20 protein-coding genes are annotated in these 18,918 nt (G+C 64.1%); 9 read left to right on the forward strand and 11 right to left on the reverse strand.

The window, feature by feature from the left end:
• The first annotated feature begins 21 nt into the window (after positions 1-21).
• On the forward strand, positions 22-735 hold the full coding sequence (ygfZ, locus tag ABD704_RS09735; RefSeq protein ID WP_344699487.1) for a CAF17-like 4Fe-4S cluster assembly/insertion protein YgfZ: 714 nt from the start codon (positions 22-24) through the stop codon (positions 733-735).
• On the opposite strand, the gene ABD704_RS09740 is transcribed toward ygfZ, so the two are convergent.
• Genes ABD704_RS09740 through acnA form a run of 3 tightly spaced genes read right to left on the reverse strand, consistent with a single transcriptional unit; the run spans position 717 to position 4,296 of the window.
• Positions 717-1,391, reverse strand: a complete 675-nt coding sequence (locus ABD704_RS09740; protein WP_344699488.1) for a cyclase family protein — start codon at positions 1,389-1,391, stop codon at positions 717-719. The genes ygfZ and ABD704_RS09740 overlap by 19 nt on opposite strands.
• Complete coding sequence (locus ABD704_RS09745; RefSeq protein ID WP_344699489.1) at positions 1,346-1,618, reverse strand: CBU_0592 family membrane protein; 273 nt, start codon at positions 1,616-1,618, stop codon at positions 1,346-1,348. Before ABD704_RS09745 ends, ABD704_RS09740 begins: the two co-directional genes overlap by 46 nt.
• Positions 1,615-4,296, reverse strand: a complete 2,682-nt coding sequence (acnA, locus tag ABD704_RS09750; RefSeq protein ID WP_344699490.1) for an aconitate hydratase AcnA — start codon at positions 4,294-4,296, stop codon at positions 1,615-1,617. The genes ABD704_RS09745 and acnA overlap by 4 nt, the downstream gene beginning before the upstream one ends.
• Before the next feature lie 182 nt (positions 4,297-4,478).
• On the opposite strand from acnA, the gene ABD704_RS09755 reads away from it, so the two are divergent.
• The gene (locus ABD704_RS09755) at positions 4,479-4,667 is read left to right on the forward strand and encodes a hypothetical protein (RefSeq protein ID WP_344699491.1); all 189 of its coding nucleotides are present in this window, start codon (positions 4,479-4,481) and stop codon (positions 4,665-4,667) included.
• Here ABD704_RS09755 and ABD704_RS09760 read toward each other — a convergent pair.
• A complete protein-coding gene (locus ABD704_RS09760; protein ID WP_344699492.1) occupies positions 4,664-5,641 on the reverse strand; it encodes a magnesium transporter CorA family protein in 978 nt (325 codons plus the stop codon). The genes ABD704_RS09755 and ABD704_RS09760 overlap by 4 nt on opposite strands.
• 67 nt (positions 5,642-5,708) lie before the next feature.
• On the opposite strand from ABD704_RS09760, the gene ABD704_RS09765 reads away from it, so the two are divergent.
• Together ABD704_RS09765 and ABD704_RS09770 are read left to right on the forward strand one after the other, a co-directional pair.
• Complete coding sequence (locus ABD704_RS09765; protein WP_344699493.1) at positions 5,709-6,269, forward strand: DUF2585 family protein; 561 nt, start codon at positions 5,709-5,711, stop codon at positions 6,267-6,269.
• A gap of 56 nt (positions 6,270-6,325) precedes the next feature.
• A complete protein-coding gene (locus ABD704_RS09770) occupies positions 6,326-6,841 on the forward strand; it encodes an acyloxyacyl hydrolase (protein ID WP_344699494.1) in 516 nt (171 codons plus the stop codon).
• On the opposite strand, the gene fumC is transcribed toward ABD704_RS09770, so the two are convergent.
• Entirely contained in the window at positions 6,838-8,232 is a 1,395-nt protein-coding gene (gene fumC / locus ABD704_RS09775) for a class II fumarate hydratase (protein WP_344699495.1), read from the reverse strand. The two genes, ABD704_RS09770 and fumC, sit on opposite strands and share 4 nt — an antisense overlap.
• Before the next feature lie 101 nt (positions 8,233-8,333).
• Entirely contained in the window at positions 8,334-8,825 is a 492-nt protein-coding gene (locus tag ABD704_RS09780) for an SspB family protein (protein ID WP_344699496.1), read from the reverse strand.
• 49 nt (positions 8,826-8,874) lie between these two features.
• Here ABD704_RS09780 and ABD704_RS09785 point away from each other — a divergent pair, with 49 nt between their 5' ends.
• Complete coding sequence (locus ABD704_RS09785; protein ID WP_344699497.1) at positions 8,875-9,252, forward strand: histidine triad nucleotide-binding protein; 378 nt, start codon at positions 8,875-8,877, stop codon at positions 9,250-9,252.
• 98 nt (positions 9,253-9,350) lie between these two features.
• Positions 9,351-10,952 (forward strand): amino acid permease, encoded by a 1,602-nt coding sequence (locus ABD704_RS09790; protein ID WP_344699498.1) that lies wholly within the window; start codon positions 9,351-9,353, stop codon positions 10,950-10,952.
• A gap of 2 nt (positions 10,953-10,954) precedes the next feature.
• On the opposite strand, the gene ABD704_RS09795 is transcribed toward ABD704_RS09790, so the two are convergent.
• Positions 10,955-11,950 (reverse strand): adenosine kinase, encoded by a 996-nt coding sequence (locus ABD704_RS09795; protein ID WP_344699499.1) that lies wholly within the window; start codon positions 11,948-11,950, stop codon positions 10,955-10,957.
• A 96-nt stretch (positions 11,951-12,046) separates the two neighbouring features.
• On the opposite strand from ABD704_RS09795, the gene ABD704_RS09800 reads away from it, so the two are divergent.
• Positions 12,047-12,397: a hypothetical protein gene (locus ABD704_RS09800; protein WP_344699500.1), complete on the forward strand. Its 351-nt coding sequence runs from the start codon at positions 12,047-12,049 to the stop codon at positions 12,395-12,397.
• Here the strand turns inward: ABD704_RS09800 and queG are convergent.
• Positions 12,358-13,431 (reverse strand): tRNA epoxyqueuosine(34) reductase QueG, encoded by a 1,074-nt coding sequence (gene queG, locus ABD704_RS09805; RefSeq protein ID WP_344699501.1) that lies wholly within the window; start codon positions 13,429-13,431, stop codon positions 12,358-12,360. The two genes, ABD704_RS09800 and queG, sit on opposite strands and share 40 nt — an antisense overlap.
• Positions 13,432-13,475: 44 nt before the next feature.
• Between queG and ABD704_RS09810 the strand changes: the two genes are divergently transcribed.
• Positions 13,476-14,438, forward strand: coding sequence for an ABC transporter ATP-binding protein (locus ABD704_RS09810; RefSeq protein WP_344699502.1), 963 nt, complete (start codon positions 13,476-13,478; stop codon positions 14,436-14,438).
• Positions 14,435-15,628: an ABC transporter permease gene (locus ABD704_RS09815; RefSeq protein ID WP_344699503.1), complete on the forward strand. Its 1,194-nt coding sequence runs from the start codon at positions 14,435-14,437 to the stop codon at positions 15,626-15,628. Before ABD704_RS09810 ends, ABD704_RS09815 begins: the two co-directional genes overlap by 4 nt.
• On the opposite strand, the gene ABD704_RS09820 is transcribed toward ABD704_RS09815, so the two are convergent.
• From ABD704_RS09820 to ABD704_RS09830, 3 genes are all read right to left on the reverse strand, one after another.
• Positions 15,625-16,371 (reverse strand): isocitrate lyase/PEP mutase family protein, encoded by a 747-nt coding sequence (locus tag ABD704_RS09820; protein ID WP_344699504.1) that lies wholly within the window; start codon positions 16,369-16,371, stop codon positions 15,625-15,627. The genes ABD704_RS09815 and ABD704_RS09820 overlap by 4 nt on opposite strands.
• An 84-nt stretch (positions 16,372-16,455) precedes the next feature.
• Positions 16,456-17,199 (reverse strand): isocitrate lyase/PEP mutase family protein, encoded by a 744-nt coding sequence (locus tag ABD704_RS09825; RefSeq protein WP_344699505.1) that lies wholly within the window; start codon positions 17,197-17,199, stop codon positions 16,456-16,458.
• A complete protein-coding gene (locus ABD704_RS09830; protein ID WP_344699506.1) occupies positions 17,199-18,872 on the reverse strand; it encodes a dipeptidyl-peptidase 3 family protein in 1,674 nt (557 codons plus the stop codon). The genes ABD704_RS09825 and ABD704_RS09830 overlap by 1 nt, the downstream gene beginning before the upstream one ends.
• Positions 18,873-18,918 lie beyond the last annotated feature (46 nt).

An 18,918-nucleotide genomic window follows, 5' to 3' on the forward strand; every position in this document is an offset into this window, starting at 1 on the left:
ACGGCTCCCTAACTGAAGGGCATGGCCGCGACCACCCTGACCGACCGTGCCCTGATCCGCCTGTCCGGCGAAGACGTACGTGGCTTCCTCCAAGGGCTGGTGACAAGCGACGTCGCGGGCGAGCTGCCGGTCTGGACCGGCCTCCTTACGCCTCAGGGCAAGTGCCTGTTCGATTTCATCGTCTGGGCGGATGGCGACGATCTGCTGCTGGATTGCGAAGCCGCTGCAGCGGACCAACTGATCAAGCGGCTCTCAATCTACCGTTTGCGACGCCCCATCCGGATTGAGCGGGATAAGACGCTGGCCGTTCACTGGTCGCCGCATGGCGGGCAAGGAAGCATCGATCCGAGGCTAGCCGCTCTCGGGCGCCGTTGGGTGGCCCCAGCGGAGGAGCCCGCTTCCGGCTGGTTCGAGCATCGTTTGAGGCTAGGTGTCACCGAAGGCCGCGCCGAGCTCGGCGACATCCTTTGGCTAGAATGCAATGCCGCCGAGCTTAATGGCGTCAGCTTCTCGAAGGGCTGCTTTGTCGGCCAGGAGAATACTGCGCGCATGAACTGGCGGTCAAAGGTGAACCGCCGCCTGGTCGTCATCGTAACGGAAGCGGAAGGGCCGCGGGCGCGAGTTGTCTATCCCGAGGTGGGCTTGGCCGTCGAACATCGCCGCCTCGACGATCTGGAGGGCGCACTCATGCCGGAATGGCTGGAAGAGGCGTTGGCTCAGCCGAGCACGGCGTAGGCGCGGACCGGAAAGGTCCCGACACCCTTCATTTTCGGCGGAACGGCGGATAGCCGGAAGCCCTCGTCCGGCAAACTCCCAAGGCCGGTCATATGCTCGCAGATTGGGATGTCGGCGCCCAGCAAGCGCGTGTGCACGGGCCGCGCCCTCACGTGCATATTGTCGATATTGCAGCTGTCGATACCGACGAACGTCGCGCCCTGCTCGGCGAGCCAGTCGGCCGCCGCCGCGGTGAGATAAGGATGATCGCCGAAATAGCCTTCCGTCCGCCAGTGGCGGTCCCATCCGGTGTGGATGAGCACAGCTTTCCCGCTGACTTCCAGGCCCTCGAAGTGAACCGCGTCAGTCGGCAGCTCGATGTCGAACGGGCGGCGGACCACGATGCCGGGCAGGTTTGCCAGCAATGGCAGCGGCAGCTCCGACAGGTCTGAGCCCTCGGCGTAGCGGTGGAACGGAGAGTCCACGTAAGTCCCGGTGTTCGCGACCATGTCGATGCGCCCGATCTGGAAGGTCGAGCCGTCGTCGTAGTTCGCCGCGGTGCTTTCCCGCTCCCAAAAGTCGCAGATCGCCGGGCCGGGCAGGCCCTTATAGGTCGTCATGCCATGCTCGATCACATGGCTGAGGTCGACGATCCTCTTTTCTTCAATATCCGCCATGATGCGATTGCTCCGATAAGCAGCCATAGCACGTTGAGCGACGCCGACGGGACGGCGCCGTGCCACCAGCCGTTCACCACAAAGCCCGCTGCGCCGACGATATTCATCCCTTGATAGACGAGCGACTGCCCCGTCAGCTTTCCGGCCGACAGCAGCAGATAGGCAAGCAGGATCAGCGCCGCGCCGGCCCAGCCGACGACCTCGACGCCGATCTCAAGCGGTGTCACGCCGCCGCGAGCTTCCGAAGCACGTAGTGAAGAATTCCACCCGAGCGGAAATATTCGAGCTCGTTGAAGGTATCGATGCGGCAGCGGGCGGTAACCGTCAGCGTCGAGCCGTCCTCGCGCGTGACCTGCACCTCAATGTCTTGTCGCGGCTGGATGTCGGCGACGCCATGGATGGTGAAGGTCTCGCTGCCTTTCAGGCCGAGGCTCTCGGCATTCTCGCCATCGCGGAATTGCAGCGGCAGGACGCCCATGCCCACGAGGTTGGAGCGGTGGATGCGCTCGAAGCTCTCGGCGATGACGGTGCGCACGCCCAGCAGGACGGTGCCCTTGGCGGCCCAGTCGCGCGAGCTTCCCGTGCCATATTCCTTGCCCGCAAGGATCACGAGCGGGGTGCCGTCATGCTTGTAGGCCATGGCCGCGTCGTAGATCGCCATCGTCTCGCCGGTCGGCGCATAGCGGGTGAAGCCGCCCTCGACATTGTCGAGCATGCGGTTGCGGATGCGGATGTTGGCGAAGGTGCCGCGCATCATCACTTGGTGGTTGCCGCGCCGCGCGCCGTAGCTGTTGAATTCGGCGCGGGTGACGCCGTTCTCGAGCAGGTAGCGGCCCGCCGGGCTGTCTGGCTTGATCGCGCCTGCGGGGGAAATGTGGTCGGTGGTGATCGAATCCCCGAACACGGCCAGCGCCCGCGCGCCGTCGATGTCGCCCGGCGGTGTCGCCGTCATCGTCATGCCAGTGAAGTAGGGCGGGTTCTGGATGTAGGTGGACGCGGGCGGCCAGCCGTAAGTCGCGCCGCCGGTGACCGAAATGGCCTGCCAGCGATCGTCGCCATGATATACGTCGGCGTAACGGCGACGGAACATGTCGCTGTGGACGTGGGCGTCGATCAGCGAACGGATTTCCTCGTTGGAAGGCCAGATGTCCTTCAGGAATACGGGCTCACCATTGCGGCCCGTGCCAAGCGGCTCGCTGACCATGTCGGTCCGGACCGTGCCCTTGAGCGCGAAGGCGACGACCAGCGGCGGCGACGCGAGGTAATTGGCGCGGCAGTCCGGCGACACGCGGCCTTCGAAATTTCGGTTGCCGGACAGCACGCTGACGGCGACGAGATCGTTGTCCGTAATCGCCTTGCTGATCGGCTCGGGCAGCGGACCGCTGTTGCCGATGCAGGTCGTGCAGCCATAGCCAACAAGGTCGAAGCCGAGCGCGTTAAGGTCCTCGCTGAGACCACTCTCGTTGAGATAGTCGGTCACTACCTGGCTTCCCGGCGCGAGGCTGGTCTTCACCCACGGCTTGGTCTGAAGGCCCTTCGCGCGCGCCTTGCGGGCGAGCAGACCCGCGCCGATCAGCACCGAGGGGTTCGAGGTGTTGGTGCAGCTGGTGATCGCCGCAATCGCGACGTCGCCGTTGCCGAAGTCGAACTGCTCGCCCTCGACGCTGACGCGCGGGTCGTTGTGTTTCTTGTACGTGGTTTCGAGCTCGCCGTTGAACTGGTCGTCGACATCTGTGAGCAGAACGCGGTCCTGCGGCCGCTTCGGGCCCGCCAGCGACGGCTCTATGCTGCTCATGTCGAGCTCCAGCGTATCGGTGAACACGGGCTCCGGCGCGGAGGCGTCGCGCCACAGGCCCTGCGCCTGCGCATAGGCTTTCACCAGCGCGATACGGTCCGCATCGCGGCCGGTCAGTTCCAGATAGTCGAGCGTGCGCTGGTCGAGTGGGAAGAAACCACACGTCGCGCCATATTCCGGCGCCATGTTGGCGATCGTGGCGCGGTCGGCGACGGTCATGCTGTCGAGGCCCGGCCCGTAGAATTCGACGAAGCGGCCGACGACGCCCTTCTGCCGCAACATCTGCGTAACGGTGAGCACGAGGTCGGTCGCCGTAATGCCTTCGTTCATCTGGCCGTCGAGACGGAAGCCGACGACTTCGGGGATCAGCATGCTGACCGGCTGGCCCAGCATTGCCGCCTCTGCCTCGATGCCGCCGACGCCCCAGCCGAGGACGCCGAGACCGTTGACCATCGTCGTATGGCTGTCGGTGCCGACGAGCGTGTCGGGATAAGCAACCGTCTCGCCGCTCTGGTCCTCACCGGTCCAGACGCACTGCGACACATGCTCAAGGTTCACCTGATGGCAGATGCCGGTGCCCGGGGGCACGACCTGGAAGTTGTTGAACGCCCTGCTTCCCCACTTGAGGAACTCATAGCGTTCGCCGTTGCGGGCATATTCCAGCTCGACATTCTTCCCGAACGCCTGGGGCGTGCCGAACTCGTCGACCATCACGCTGTGGTCGATGACGAGATGCACGGGAACGAGCGGATTGATCTTCTGTGCGTCGCCGCCAAGGCTCTTCATCGCGTCGCGCATGGCGGCAAGGTCGACCACTGCTGGGACGCCGGTAAAGTCCTGCATCAGCACGCGCGCCGGGCGATACTGGATTTCGCGGGCGATCTTCCGGTCCTTTTGCCAGTCGACCATCGCCTGGAGGTCGTCGCGGGTCACCGTGACTCCGTCCTCGAAGCGCAGCAGGTTCTCCAGCAACACCTTCATCGAGAAAGGCAGGCGCGACACATCGCCGAGCGCTTCGGCCGCTTTGGGCAGCGAATAATAAGCGTAGGTCCTGCCGCCGGCATCGAGGGTCGTGCGGGTGTGGAGGCTGTCCTGGCCGGTCGGGATCATTGCTGTCCTTTTCGTCGCGAACTTGACGGTTCTGCGTGCTGATTTGGGGTTGTGACGGCCCTTAGCAACGCGGGTCGAACCCCGCAAACGTCCGTATCAATGCGCCGAGCGGTGGAAACCTTGCGCCAAGATGAACAAACGCGGTCTCCCCACCGTTTAGGACCGCCACTAAGTTGAATTCCATGACCCATGACAGCGACTATTTCCGCCGCCGCGCCGCCGAAGCCAGAGCGCTCGCGTCCTCACGGGAAGCCGGTGACCGGGCGGAAGCCGCGGGCGACCTCGCACGGGCCTATGCGGCGCTTGCGAAGCGCCGTGCTGCTGCAACCGCGAAGGCCGACGAGACGCCGGCCATTCCGCTCGAAGCCTAGATCCAGCCTCTGCGCTTGAAATAGAGGTACGGTCCGACCGCGCTGATGAACATCAGTAAGAGGGCCCACGGATAGCCGGCGAGCCATTTTAGCTCGGGCATGTGCTCGAAGTTCATGCCGTAGATGCCGGCAATCAGCGTCGGCGGCAGGAACACGACTGCCGCCCACGAAAAGAGCTTCATTGCCGCGTTCTGCTCGATGCTGATGAGGCCGAGTGAAGCGTCGAGCAGGAAAGTGAGATTATCCGACAGGAAGCTAGCGTGCTCGCTCAGCGACGTGACGTCGCTGGTCATGCTGCCGAGATGATGTCGGGCATCCTTGTGCTCTGTCTCGTGAATGAAATTGGATCCGCCGAGGAAGCTTAGCATGCGCAAGGTACTGACGGCCGAATAGCGGATCTTGGTCAGGAGCGTCTGCGTCCGGCCTATTCGGGTCAGTAGCGCGGTCAGCCGGGCGGCGGGAATCCGCCTCTCGTCTTGGTTACTCGAGAAAATCTCCTGCGAAAGCTCCTCCATTGTCGCGCCGACATCCTCGATCTCATCGGCCAGCCGGTCGATGATCGCATCGATGAGGCGGAGCATGGCCGTCGGCCCGTCACGGACCAGCTCCGGGTCGCGCCTGGCGTGATTCTCGAAATTCCGAACCGGCTTGGGCGTCGCGTAGCGGATGGTGACGAGGCGATTGCCGGCAAGGACGAAGCCGATCGGGGTCGTTGTCGGCTGCGCGTCTTCGACACCGCGCAGCGCGCTGACCGTCATGTAGAGGGTGCCGTTCTTGTCGTAGAGGCGGCTGGAGGGCTCGATCTCCGCCATTTCGGCCTGGGTAGGCACGTTGACGCCAATGCAGCGCTCGACGAGCTGCTCCTCTTCCCTGGTCGGCTCTTCGAGATCGATCCAGGTCGCCCCATCGGGAATGCGCTGGCTGCTCGCGTCGACGACGCTTCCATCGCATCCGGGCCCGTAACTACGCAGCATCGTCGGGGGTCATTCTCCGAACGGCCGATCTTTGCAAGCGCCAAGCCTCTGCTAAGCCTGTGCGTGAATGACTTCCCGCCGCACCGCGATCTTGTCTTTTGCCATCGTGATCGCGGTTGCTGCGGTGACGCTGCTGCTCATGGGCCGCCACCCGATCTGCACCTGCGGCGAAGTGAACCTGTGGGTGAATCTTCGTGACAGTCCGAAGACTAGCCAGATGCTGGCCGACTGGTACAGCATCAGCCACATCGTGCACGGCCTGCTGTTCTACGCAGCCCTGTGGCTCGTCGCACGCCGCTGGCCGGTGGAGTGGCGGTTCACGGTCGCTTTGCTCGTCGAAGCAGCTTGGGAAGTGACCGAGAACACGCCTTTCGTGATCGACCGTTATCGCACGGCGACCACGGCGCTCGGTTACAGTGGCGACAGTATCCTCAATTCGCTGTCCGACATCACCATGATGGCGATTGGCTTCCTCGCCGCGCGAAAGCTGCCGCCGTGGGGCTCGATCCTGCTGGTCATCGTGCTCGAATTGATTCCGCTTTTCGTGATCCGCGACAACCTGACGCTGAACGTCTGGATGCTGCTCGCGCCGAATTCGGGGGTTCAGGCTTGGCAGGCGGCGGGTTGAGACCGGCACCTTTCGGGCGGTGAGGCATTGGTTGCGTGGACAATGGAGACAATCGAGTGAAGCGTTTCGCAATCCTGTGCGCGGGGTCTGTGGTGGCGGGGATTCCTGCCGCCGCGCATGCCGGTGAGATTTTCAGCGGCCTCTACGTCCACGACGTCAAGCTTCCGACCGATAAGAGCGGCCTTGAAGACGGGATGGACGTGCAGCTTGGCTATCGCGGGGGCCGAATTGGGCAGACGCCGTTGCAGCCGTATGTCTTCGGCGCGCTGAATACGGCCGGCGAGACCAGCTATGCCGCCCTCGGCGTGGCTGCGAAGTTCGGTCGGAAAGTCTATGTGCGACCCGGTATCGGCCTCGCGATTCACAATGGTTCGGCCGCGGACTACTACCGGCGCGACAAGATCGCGTTCGGAAGCCGAATCCTGTTCGAGCCCGAACTCGCCGTCGGCGCGCAGGTGAACAGCCGCCTCAGCCTCGAAGCGAGCTGGATACACATGAGCCACGCGACGCTCTTCAGCCCGGAAAACCCGGGGATTGATAATCTGGGCGTCCGGCTGAACTTGGCGCTCTAGCGCCCGATCATTGTTTCCGGCTTCACGACGCGATCGAAGGTTTCCTCGTCGATCAGCGCAAGCTCGAGGCCCGCTTCCTTGAGCGTCTTGCCATGCTTGTGCGCATGCTTGGCGATGGCCGCGGCATTGTCGTAGCCGATCTCCGGCGCCAGCGCGGTGACCAGCATCAGCGACCGGTTCATCAGCTCGGCAATGCGCGCTTCGTCGGGCTCGGCGCCGTCGAGCATGCGCTTGGTGAAGCTCTCGGCGCCAGTGGCAAGCAGATTGATTGACCGAACGACGTTCGCCCCAATCAGCGGCTTGAACACGTTGAGCTCCAGGTGGCCTTGCATTCCGCCGACCGTCACCGCGACGTGATTTCCCATCACCTGAGCGGCGACCATGGTCAGCATCTCGGCCTGCGTGGGATTGACCTTGCCCGGCATGATCGAGCTGCCCGGCTCATTCTCGGGCAGCATCAGCTCGCCAAGGCCGCAGCGTGGGCCAGAGCCAAGCAAGCGAATGTCGTTGGCTATCTTCGTGAAGGACACTGCAATGACGTTGAGCACGCCGGAAAGCTCGACCATCGTGTCGTGGGCCGCGAGCTCGGCAAACTTGTTCGGCGCAGAGATGAACGGCAGCTGCGTCAGCTGCGACACCTCCGCCGCGAAGGCCTCTGCGAAACCCTTGGGTGCGTTGAGGCCGGTCCCGACCGCCGTGCCGCCCTGCGCGAGCCGAAACACGCGCGGCATGACGCTTTCGACCCGCTCGATGCAGTCGGAAACTTGCTGCGCGTAGCCGGAGAATTCCTGGCCGAGGGTCAGCGGGGTCGCATCCTGCAAATGGGTGCGGCCGATCTTGACGATCGAATCCCAACGCTGGGCCTGGTCGTTAAGGCGGTCCAGCATTAGCCGCAGTGCGGGAAGCAGCTTGCCTTCCACCCCGCGCGCGGCGGCGATGTGCATGGCCGTCGGAAAGCTATCGTTGGACGACTGGCCCTTGTTGACATGGTCGTTGGGGTGAACCGGCTCCTTGCCGCCGCGCATGCCGGACAGGATTTCATTGGCACGGCCGGCGATCACTTCGTTGGCGTTCATGTTCGACTGTGTGCCCGAACCGGTCTGCCAGATGACGAGCGGGAATTGGGTGTCGAGATCGCCGCGGGCAACTTCGCTCGCCGCCTGCTGGATAACTTCCGCGAGCTTGGGGTCGAGGCCGCAAAGGCGCGCGTTCACCCTGGCCGCCGCCTGCTTGATGAAGCCCAGCGCATGGATGATCTCAACGGGCATCTGCTCGCGCGGACCGAACGGGAAATTGCCGATCGACCGTTCGGTCTGGGCGCCCCAATAAGCGTCGGCCGGTACGTTGATCGGGCCAAAGCTGTCGGTTTCAGTGCGAGTGCTGCTGGGCATGTTTCCTCTTCCGTCGTGCTGACCAAGGCCAGCATCCATTGTTCGGCGGCGCGATGCTCTGAAATGGACCCCGACTCAAGTTCAGGGTGAACGGCGGGCGCCTATTTCTTGCGCGTGAAGTCCACGCTGACGACGTTCGACCCGTCGTCCTTGGGCGCTTCGTCAGCCGTCGTTTCCGGGTCGTTGCCCGCGGCCTCATGTTCTTCGCGCGGGGCTTCCTCGGCGTCGGCGTGGAAGGTCAGCGCGAACTCAACGGCGGGATCGTGGAATTGGGTAACCGCGGCGAACGGAACGCGGAGCGTCGCCGGGACGCCGCCGAACGACAGCCCGACCGAGAAGCCGTCTTCTTCTACCTTCAAGTCCCAGAAGCGATGCTGGATGACGATCGTCATCTCTTCCGGGAAACGTTCGGACAAATGCTTCGGAATCGAAACGCCCGGACTCTTGGTGTTGAAGGTGATGAAGAAATGATGCGTGCCGGGCAGTCCGCCCGACGCCTCGACCTCGCCGAGGACCCTCCCAACGACGGCCCGCAGCGCGTCCTGAACGATCTCGTCGTACGGAATCAGGCTCTCGGGGGTCTCGTCGCTCATCGCCCTTGGTGGTAGCGGGCGAGTTTTCCCGGTCAAGCGGAGACATTCGATGCCGATCGATGCCACCCAGCCATATGACGACAGCAATATCTTTGCCCGCATCCTCCGTGGGGAGATTCCGTCCACGAAGGCTTACGAGGACGAGCACGTGCTGGCCTTCAACGATATCAACGCCCTGGCGCCGACCCACATCCTGGTGATCCCGAAGGGTTCCTACGTGTCGTGGGACGATTTTTCAGAGCGCGGTTCGGATCAGGAGATCGGCGCCTTCGTGAGGGCGGTCGGAAAGATCGCGCGCGATCGGGGGCTGGTCGGGAGCGGTTACCGGCTGCTCGCGAATGTCGGGCCGGACTCCGGACAGGAAGTGCCGCACCTACATGTTCACATCTTCGGCGGAAAGCCGCTGGGGCCAATGCTGACGCGATAATCGTCCGGCACGGAGCCAGATGCGCGAACCATGAGGGGATTGCCCTTGCGGCCTCAGCCGTTAGGGTCGGTAGAAGATTGATTGCATAGGGGAGAATGATGGCAACTGCAGCAGAGCGCGGCGGCCTGCTCGGCCGGGTAAAGTCGCTGGACGCAATTCTTGCGACCGCCGAGAAGAAGGGGTTGCACCGTTCGCTAGGTGCGTTCCAGCTGACCTTGCTGGGGATCGGCGCCGTGATCGGCACCGGTATTTTCGTCTTGACCGCCGAGGCCGCCCAAAAGGCGGGCCCGGCCATGATGATCAGCTTCGTTATCGCCGGGGTGGTCTGCGCCGTTGCTGCGCTCTGCTATTCCGAGCTCGCCTCGATGGTGCCCGTTGCGGGATCCGCCTACACTTACACGTACGCGGTGATGGGCGAGCTGTTCGCCTGGATGGTCGGTTGGGCCCTGATCCTTGAATATGCAATCGGAGCCAGCGCGGTCGCTGTCGGCTGGTCCGGCTATTTCGTGGGATTGATGAAGAGTTGGGGGATAATCATTCCGCCGGCGCTTGCCGCAGGCCCATTCGGCGGAGGTGTCTTCAATCTCCCGGCAGCCGTGATCGCCGGTTTGGTCACCGTTCTTCTCATTGTCGGCACCAAGGAAAGCGCGCGCTTCAACGCCGTGCTCGTGCTCGTGAAAGTCACCGCGCTCACGATCTTCTGCATCCTCACCTTGCCGATCCTCAAGGGCGAGCATTTCACGCCGTTCATTCCCAATGGATGGGGAACCTACGGCGTTGTCGGCGCCGCGGCGTCAATCTTCTTCGCTTATGTTGGGTTCGACGCCGTTTCGACGGCCGCCGAGGAAACCAAGAACCCGCAGCGCAACGTGCCTATCGGCCTCATTGCTTCGCTTGGTATCTGCACAATCTTCTATCTGCTGGTCGCAGCGGGAGCGATTGGCGCGATCGGCGCGCAGCCGGTCCGCGATGCGCTTGGCCATCCGTTCCCGCCGGGCAGCATCGAACTCACCAATCAGTGCAATGCAATCGTCGCTGGCGGCGCTGAGCAGCCGCTCGTCTGTTCGCGCGAAGCGCTGGCCCATGTCCTTCGCAGCGTCGGCTATCAGCGACTTGGCGACATGATGGGTGTTGCCGCGTTCATTGCGCTGCCCTCCGTCGTGCTGATGATGATGTTCGGCCAGACCCGGATCTTCTTCGTCATGGCTCGCGACGGCCTGCTTCCGGAGAAGCTTGCCTCCGTTCACCCGCGCTTTCGGACCCCGCACGTGGTGACAGCGGTCACCGGCGTCGGCGTGATGCTGGCGGCGGCCTTCCTTCCGGTCGGCAAGCTGGCGGACTATTCCAACTCCGGCACGCTGTTCGCCTTCATGATGGTGGCGATCTCGGTGCTCGTGCTTCGTCGGACCGATCCGAACCGCAGACGTCCGTTCCGCACGCCGGCGGTAGGGATCATCGCTCCGATCGCCATCATCGGCTGCATCGCGCTTTACATCATGCTGCCGCCGATCGCGATCGCGGTACTTCCCGTGTGGGGTGTCGTCGGCCTGCTGATCTACTTCGGCTACTCGCGCAGCCGCAGCCATGTCGGTCGCGGGATCACCGAGGTTCCGGAGCTTTCGCCGGACGCACCGCCCTCGGTCGGCGTCGCGCCGCTACCGGGCGCCCCGGCGCCGGGCAGCCCCGAAGAACGCGGCTAGCGCTAAGCGGTCAGCTCACCGGCTAGCGCCCTGAGGTCCGCCTCGGGGCGCGCGCCATAATGCTGAATGACTTCGGCCGCGCAGATCGCGCCCAATCGGAGCGACTCTTCGAGCGACTTTCCGCGCGCCTGTCCAAACAGGAAGCCGGCAGCGAACAAGTCGCCTGCACCGGTTGTGTCGACCAGTTCCTTGATCGGTTCAGCTGGAACGTCGGCTCGCTCATTTCCACGCACGGCTAGCGCGCCGTCTTCGCTCCGCGTGACCACGAGGGTCCCAACCTTCGGCGCGATCGCCGCAACAGCGCTTTCAAGGTGCGGGATGCCGGCGAGCGCCTCAACCTCGGCCTGATTTGCGAACAGGATGTCGATGCGGCCGCCATCGAGCAGCTCATTGAAGCCGTCGCGGTGGCGGTCGACGCAGAAGGTGTCGGACAAAGTGAAGGCGACCTTGCGTTCAGCCTCGCGCGCGACCTCGATGGCGCGCACCATCGCGTAGCGCGGCGTCTCCGGATCCCACAGATAGCCTTCAAGGTAGAGAATCGCGGATGCGCGGATCTGTTCTTCGTCGAGCGCTTTCGACGGAAGGTGCTGCGCAGCGCCCAGGAAGGTGTTCATCGTACGGTGCCCGTCCGGCGTCACCAGGATCATCGAACGTGCGGTCGGTTCGCCGACGTCTGACGCTGCTGTGATGAACTCCACGCCGGTTGCCGTCAGGTCGTGCCGGTAAAACTCGCCGAGCTGGTCCGGTGCGACCTGCCCAATGAATCCGGCGCGGCCGCCAAGCGCAGCGACGCCCGCCGCCGTATTGCCTGCGGAGCCGCCGCTAACCTGATGCGCCGGGCCCATGTGGGAATAGAGGCGCTCGGCCTCTTCCGCGTCGACGAGGCGCATCGAACCTTTTACCAGTCCTTCGGTGCTGAGGAAGTCGTCGGTCGCGTTTGCGATCACGTCGACGATGGCATTGCCGATGCACAGCACATCGAGGCGGGTCTCGGGCATGGATTCTCCGGTGGAAGCGTGAAAGTGCGCCGCCTAGCGATGCGTTCACTCGCCCGCAACATTGCCTCTGCGAGGCTACGCGGGCATCGTCCCTTTATGCGCCGCTTTGTCCCCTTCCTTGCGCTTTCGCTCGCCGCCTGCATGGCGCGGCAGCCGGAGGCGCAGCCCCAGGTCGCCCAACCTGCTCCTCAACCGGAAGCAAGGTCGCGACAACTGTTAGGTCTCACGCCGCAGGAAGTGGTCGGTCACTTGGGACACCCGTCGTTGCAGGTGCGCGAGGGAAACAGCCTCAAGCTGCAATTCAGCAATCGCCGCTGCGTGCTCGATGCCTATTTTTATCCGTCGACGAACGGCGCGATGCGCGTGACCTGGATCGATACGCGGACAGCGAACGGCGTGGATACCGATCAGGCGGCCTGCATCTCCGACCTCGAGACGCCGAGCTGATCGAGCGCCCAGGCGGCGGCTTCGGCGACGGCTTGGTCGGGGCTGGTCAAGTGGGCCTCAACTGCCGAGACGAGCGCCGGGTCGCCGCTGTTGCCCGCGGCGATCAGGCAGTTGCGGATCATGCGGGTCACCCCGATGCGCTTGATCGGAGAACCCGCGAACATTTCCCTGAAACTGGTGTCGTCGAGCGCGAGCAGGTCGGTGAGACGTGGCGCCGCAAGCTCGGCGCGCGGCTGGAAGGCGCGGTTCGCGGCCGCCGCGTCTGCGAAGCGGTTCCACGGGCAGACGGCAAGGCAGTCGTCGCAACCGTAGATGCGATTTCCCATCGCCGCGCGGAACTCGACCGGGATGGGCCCGTCATGCTCGATGGTCAGATAAGAGATGCAACGCCGTGCATCGATGCGGTGAGGCGCGATGAACGCCTGCGTTGGACAGGCGTCGAGACAGCGCGAACAGCTTCCGCAATGCTGGCCATGATCAGCGGCGAGGTCGGGCGCGAGCTCCAGGCTGGTGAGGATGACGCCGAGGAACGTCCAGCTGCCATGCTCGCGGCTGACGAGGTTGGTGTGCTTCCCCTGCCACCCGATGCCGGCCGCCATCGCGAGCGGCTTTTCCATCACCGGCGCCGTGTCGACGAACACCTTCAGCTCGCCGCCCGCCCGGTCGACCAGCCAGCGGGCAAGGGCCTTCAGCGCCTTCTTGACCGTCTTGTGATAGTCGCCGCCCTGCGCATAGACCGAGATGCGGCCGAGGTCCGGGTGGTCGGCGAGGGCCAGCGGGTCGGACGCCGGAGCATAGCTCATGCCGAGCGCGATCGCGGATTTCGCCTCACGCCACAGCGCGAGCGGCGAGACGCGATGATGCGCGCGCTCCTCCATCCAGCCCATGGACCCGTGATGGCCCGCCTCGATGAAGCGCTTGATATCGATGCCGGCCGCGTCCGCCGCATCGGCGCGCGCAAAGCCGCAGGCCACGAAGCCGAGCGCTTCGGCTTGCGTTCTTATTGCTTCCTCAAGGCTTTCACTCTTATCCACGGCGCGTCCCTACACCCGTGGGTTGGATTTCCGTAGGAATTTCAGTGCTTCGACAGGTCTTCAGCAACGTCGCCGCAAACGGGCTCGCCGTCGAAGCCGTCGATCTCGTAAAGGATTTCGGCGACACCCGTGCCGTCAACGGCGTCAGCCTCGCCGTGCCAACGGGCTCGATTTACGGCCTGCTGGGTCCCAACGGTGCGGGCAAGACGACGACGCTGAGAATACTGATCGGCATCATCGACCCGTCGAGCGGCATGCGACGGGTGCTGGGCCGCGAGAATCCGATCGATGCCGCGCCGGAAGTTGGATATTTGCCCGAAGAGCGCGGGCTTTATCCCTCGATGCATGCCCGGGACGCGATCGGTTTCATGGGCGCCCTTCGCGGGCTTCCGATCGCAGAGGGCCGCAAGCGTGCCGACGAATTGCTTGCTCAGCATGGTCTCGGCGAATGGGGACGGAAATCGATCCGCAGCCTGTCGAAGGGCATGGCGCAGACGGTCCAGCTTCTCGGCTCCATCGTCCACCGGCCCAAGCTGATCGTGCTCGACGAGCCCTTCTCGGGCCTGGACGCGATCAACCAGGGGCGGCTCGAGGAAATGATCCGGACCGAGGCGCGCAACGGCGCGACCGTGCTCTTCTCCACTCATGTCATTGCCCACGCCGAGCGGCTGTGTGAGCGGATTGCGATTATCGCCAAGGGCGCCGTCGCCTTTGACGGCAGCGTTGCCGAGGCGCGTGACAGACTTCGCCCGATCGTCCGGCTGCGCACGCGCGCCAGCGACGGACCGTGGCGCTCGGCCATTCCCGCGAGCGCGCGGCGTGAGGGCGATGAGTATGTGTTCGAGCTTCCCGAAGGCGGGCCGGAACCCTTGCTGAAGGCATTGATTGACGGCGGTGCCGGAATTGAGACCCTCGCGATCGAACGGCCCGGGCTGCACGATGCCTTCGTGGCCATCGCGGGCAACCAAACAGCGGCCGAGATGGGCGCGCAGGAGCGTCCCCAATGACCCGCTTGCTGCGCTCCGCCCTGGTCATCGCACGCCGCGACTTCGCGGCAACGGTGCTGTCGAAAGCCTTCATCTTCTTCCTGCTCGGGCCGGTGTTCCCGCTGCTTCTCGGCGGTGTGTTCGGTGGCATCGGCGCGCAAGTCGCCAGCCAGACCGAGCAGCCGGTGGTGGCGGTTATTTCGTCGCAAACCGATTTCCAACGATATTCGGCCTCGCGCGACCGGCTGGCGAACGCGCTGCACGACGATTCGATCGTTCGGCTGGTGCACTATGATCCGGCGGCGGACGTGGCCAGCCAGCAGAAGCAGCTTCTGACATCCCGCAAGCCGCCGATCCGTGCTGTCCTGACCGGCGGCCTCGCCAACCCTCACCTTACCGGCTCGGTCGGCGAGGATAATGCGGTCGCGCAGCTCGAGCTGATCCTGACCGACGCGCGCAACCCAGCGAGCCAGGCGACCGATATTTCTGTAACGGATACGAAGACGGCGACGGGTGCGGCGGCTAAGGATCAGGCCTTCACCGGCCAGATCGGTCAGATGCTCCTGTTTTTCCTGACCATCCTCCTGTCGGGCATGGTGATGAGCCAGCTGATCGAGGAGAAGTCGAACAAGATCATTGAGGTGATCGCGGCGGCCGTGCCGATCGACGCACTGTTCATCGGCAAGCTGTTCGCGATGCTCGCGGCATCGATTGTCGGCATTGTCGTGTGGATCAGCGCCGGGGCGCTGCTCATTCAGATGATCAGCAGCGGCGGCGTCCGCTCGCTGCCGGCGCCGGCAGTGGGCTGGCCGGGGTTCCTGGCGCTCGGCGTCGCTTATTTTGCGATGTACTATTTGCTTCTCGGCGCAGCATTCCTGACCATCGGCGCGCAGGCTTCCACGGCGCGCGAGGTGCAGACATTGTCGATGCCTGTGACATTCGCGCAGGTGCTGATTTTCGGCTTCGCGGCGACGACCGTCGGGCGGCCCGATTCCGCCGAGGCGATAGCCGCCACGATCTTCCCGTTGTCATCGCCGATGGCGATGCTGGCGCGTGCGGCGCAGGAGCCGGCCTGGTGGCCGCATATCGCTGCGATCGTCTGGCAGGGCATTTGGGTCGCCGTGATCCTGCGCATTGGATCGCGCCTGTTTCGCAAGACCGTCCTTAAATCCGGTCCGCGCGCCAAATGGTGGAAGCTTAGGCGCGCCTAGCTCAGCGCAGCTTTTGCTTCGCTGGTAAGCCACTCCTGCATCGCCATGTAAGGGAACGGGCCGTGACTGACCCGAGCGATGCCTGCATTCGCCCAATCGGCCCGGCTCGGGCCGCCCGGCAAGTGCATCGCGTTCACGGGTATCGGGACTGCGCGGCTGATCCGCTCGACCAGCTGCAGATTTGCCAGCGCAGGGATGAAATATCCGTTGGCGCCCGCGTCGGCGTAAGCCTTCCCGCGCTCGATCGCTTGCTCGACCAGCGCATCGTCGTGCGCATCTGCCTTTACCTTGAGGAATAGGTCCGTGCGCGCATTGATGAAGAAGCTTACGCCAACGCCGTCGCGAAGCGACCGGATGCGCGTCGCTTGGTCACCGGTGTCGTGGATACGGTCGGTGCCGACGACCTGATCTTCGAAATTGCATCCAATCGCACCAGTCTCGACGAGCCGACGCCCGTTGGCTGCCAGGCCGCCTGGGTCTTCTGAATAGCCGCCCTCGAAATCGATCGTCACGGGCAGGTCGACAGCTTTGACAATGCGCGCCGCATTCACGAGCGCCTCGTCGAGCGGAACCTCCTGTCCGTCCCCGAAGCCATTCGCCATCGCAACCGAGGCGCTGCCGCTGGCGACTGCTTTCGCGCCGGATTTCGCGACGGCCTCGGCGCTGCCGGCATCCCAGGCGTTGAACAGCACCAGCGGATCGCCGGCGACGTGAAGCTTCGCGAGGGTCTCGAATTTGCTCATGGCGGCCCCCTTGTTTGGTTGGACCAGAACCATGCGACAGTCGGGCCGCAAGCGCCTCTAGAATCTTGCGCTCAACACATCAGCTCAGCTTATGGCTGCCTGAGCCATCTCGGTCAGCTTGGCCATCAGCGCGCGGTGCGGGAAGGGGCCATGGCTGATGCGGGAGACGCCGGCATCCGCCCACACCTTCTTATCCGGCGCGCCTGGGAAGGCGATCACGTTCAGCGGTAGCGGAACTTCACGCACGATCCGTTCGATTTGCGCCGGATCGGCCAGGCGCGGGACGAAGAAGCCGCTCGCGCCGGCGTCGGCGAAGGCCTTGCCGCGCTCGACGACCTGATCGACCAGCGCATCGTCATAGGTCTGCGTCTTCAGGAACAGATCGGTGCGCGCGTTGATGAAGAAGCGATCGCCGACCGCGTCGCGGATCGCCCGGATGCGCTGAACCTGCCGATCGAGCGGGTGAAGTCCCTCGCCACCGATGACCTGGTCTTCGAAGTTGCAGCCGACCGCACCCGTCTCTGCGAGCCGCGCAACGTTCGCGCCGCCCTCCGCGGGATCTACCGCATACCCGCTCTCGAAGTCGACGGTGAGCGGGAGGTCTACCGCATCGGCGATGCGCCGGGCGTTGGCGAAGGCAAAGTCGAGCGGCACCTGCTGCCCGTCCGGCCAGCCGTTGGCGTCGGCGACCGGGTGACTTCCAGTCGCGAGCGCCTTCGCACCCGCGGCGACCACGGCAAGCGCGCTGCCGACGTCCCAGATGTTGTAGAGCACGACCGGATTACCCGGCACGTGCAACGCGGCGAAGGTTTCGAACGAGCCGGCCATCAGATGCGGCTCGGATAGGTCGGGTGGATGTCCACCGGTATGTGCGTCATTTGCGATGTAACCTGCTTGGCCTCCGCGTCCATCACCGCCCACTTCGCCAGGAACGCCTTGGTCCCGTTATAGTCGCCGGTCACCTGCAACCTGACGATGTCTCCGACCAGGCTGCGAATGCCGGCGTCTAGCTTCGCCGCGTCGATGCGGAACCGCTTGGCGTTGGCGTCCCACACGATCCCGCCCTTGTCGCGTAGGTAGCGGTATTGCATCGCAGCGCCGCGGCCGTGTGCGTCGGTGTCGCCAAAGCGCATCGCCCGGAACAGGCCGGCGACATAAGTGGCGCGGATCTGCGGGCGTTCGGCGGCGGGGATCACGCCTTTGTCCATCATGAACATGACGTTGTAGGCGCCCATGACGTCGGCTTTCGCTTCTTCGAAGCCGCTGCCGACGTCCTTCAGCTCCTTGTCCACCGTGGTCTGGCGGCCGTTCACGACGATCGAGCCCGGCCCGAGGCTGTGGCTCAGTTCATGGAACAGGGTCTCAAGATACATGTAGCGCTTGTTGACATTGGCGGCGTCGGCAGGGACCAAAGTCAGCGTCGCCATCGGCTGCAGGATGCGCTCGTACTTTGCGTCCAGGACGTTGCGCAGGATGACCTTCTTCGCGCCCTTCGCCTCTCGCACACGCTCGTCGTTGGGAAGGTTGAACGCCACGGTCTGGATGCCGTGATTGGCGTCGCCGCCCGAATGGATTTCGTCGCCAACGGAGATCGGCGATTCAAAGCCGCGCTTGAAGTTCTTGTACTGCTCCTCAACGGGCAAGTTCTGCTCCATTTCGCGCAAATGGCTCTTGTAGATGTCGAGCGTCTGGGACTCCTTCGGATCCTTCAGCACCACATAGGATTCGAACGCCGTCTTCACGCCATAGAGGCCGTCCGTGTAAGTCTCGTAAGGGCCGATCACCATTTCGATCGGCGTGTCCTTGAGGTCCATCCACGCGAGTTCCGACTCGAAATAATCGTCGGTGCGGAAGGCCTTGGCGCGGAGCGCAAGGAACTTCTTCAGGCTCGCATTGGTGGTGATCGCCGCGGCCTTTTCGAGCAGCTGCGCGGCTGGTTCCAGCCATTGCTTATATTCCTGGCTGTAAGGGACGGCGACCAGCTTATCGCCTTGCCGCTTCACGACCGTGTACGGGCTCTTCAGCGAGTCGGCTTCGGCGGGATGCTTGGCGAGATAGTCGTCGAACTGCTCCTTGGTCAGATCCGCCGGATAGAAACCGCCGCCAACAGGCCGCTTCGAATTGCCGTAGAACGCCTTGTCCTCGTCGACCTCGTCCCACGGTCCCATGAACGTGTCGAAGCGGGCGAGAAGCGACTTATCCCCGCTCTTCTCGATTTCCTCACGAAGCCGCGGATTGTCGGCCGACACCTGGCGCAGGTAGATCGGGTTGAGGAGATCGGCGGCCTGGATGAGGAGGTTGGCGACCTGCTTTTCCTCGTTGCTCAAATAGCTGGTGTCGGCGCGCATATCGATCGCGGCCAGCTTGTCGGCAGCGCCGGGCTCCGCGGCGGCGGCGTTCGATTGCGGCGACGCCTCGCTCCCGTTTTCCGTTGAACTGACCTTGCAGGCAGAAACGGCGATGAAGGACAAGGCGGCGGCGGCTCCAAGCCAGCGGTTCATGCGCATGGCGGCGCGTTTAGCAGCGGCTGTCGAGAAGCGGCAAATC

Origin of the sequence: Sphingomonas limnosediminicola (assembly GCF_039537965.1) — a bacterium.
Classification (GTDB): Bacteria; Pseudomonadota; Alphaproteobacteria; order Sphingomonadales; family Sphingomonadaceae; genus Sphingomicrobium; species Sphingomicrobium limnosediminicola.

Bases quoted from the DNA above. Each gene is read 5' to 3' on its own strand.
- ABD704_RS09755 (WP_344699491.1), top strand. From the start codon at position 4,479: ATGACCCATGACAGCGACTATTTCCGCCGCCGCGCCGCCGAAGCCAGA.
- ABD704_RS09825 (WP_344699505.1), bottom strand. From the start codon at position 17,199: ATGGCCGGCTCGTTCGAAACCTTCGCCGCGTTGCACGTGCCGGGTAAT.
- fumC (WP_344699495.1), bottom strand. From the start codon at position 8,232: ATGCCCAGCAGCACTCGCACTGAAACCGACAGCTTTGGCCCGATCAAC.
- ABD704_RS09785 (WP_344699497.1), top strand. From the start codon at position 8,875: ATGCCGATCGATGCCACCCAGCCATATGACGACAGCAATATCTTTGCC.
- ABD704_RS09795 (WP_344699499.1), bottom strand. From the start codon at position 11,950: ATGCCCGAGACCCGCCTCGATGTGCTGTGCATCGGCAATGCCATCGTC.
- ABD704_RS09800 (WP_344699500.1), top strand. From the start codon at position 12,047: ATGCGCCGCTTTGTCCCCTTCCTTGCGCTTTCGCTCGCCGCCTGCATG.
- ABD704_RS09790 (WP_344699498.1), top strand. From the start codon at position 9,351: ATGGCAACTGCAGCAGAGCGCGGCGGCCTGCTCGGCCGGGTAAAGTCG.
- ABD704_RS09820 (WP_344699504.1), bottom strand. From the start codon at position 16,371: ATGAGCAAATTCGAGACCCTCGCGAAGCTTCACGTCGCCGGCGATCCG.
- ygfZ (WP_344699487.1), top strand. From the start codon at position 22: ATGGCCGCGACCACCCTGACCGACCGTGCCCTGATCCGCCTGTCCGGC.
- ABD704_RS09760 (WP_344699492.1), bottom strand. From the start codon at position 5,641: ATGCTGCGTAGTTACGGGCCCGGATGCGATGGAAGCGTCGTCGACGCG.
- ABD704_RS09780 (WP_344699496.1), bottom strand. From the start codon at position 8,825: ATGAGCGACGAGACCCCCGAGAGCCTGATTCCGTACGACGAGATCGTT.
- acnA (WP_344699490.1), bottom strand. From the start codon at position 4,296: ATGATCCCGACCGGCCAGGACAGCCTCCACACCCGCACGACCCTCGAT.
- ABD704_RS09740 (WP_344699488.1), bottom strand. From the start codon at position 1,391: ATGGCGGATATTGAAGAAAAGAGGATCGTCGACCTCAGCCATGTGATC.
- ABD704_RS09765 (WP_344699493.1), top strand. From the start codon at position 5,709: ATGACTTCCCGCCGCACCGCGATCTTGTCTTTTGCCATCGTGATCGCG.
- ABD704_RS09815 (WP_344699503.1), top strand. From the start codon at position 14,435: ATGACCCGCTTGCTGCGCTCCGCCCTGGTCATCGCACGCCGCGACTTC.
- ABD704_RS09830 (WP_344699506.1), bottom strand. From the start codon at position 18,872: ATGAACCGCTGGCTTGGAGCCGCCGCCGCCTTGTCCTTCATCGCCGTT.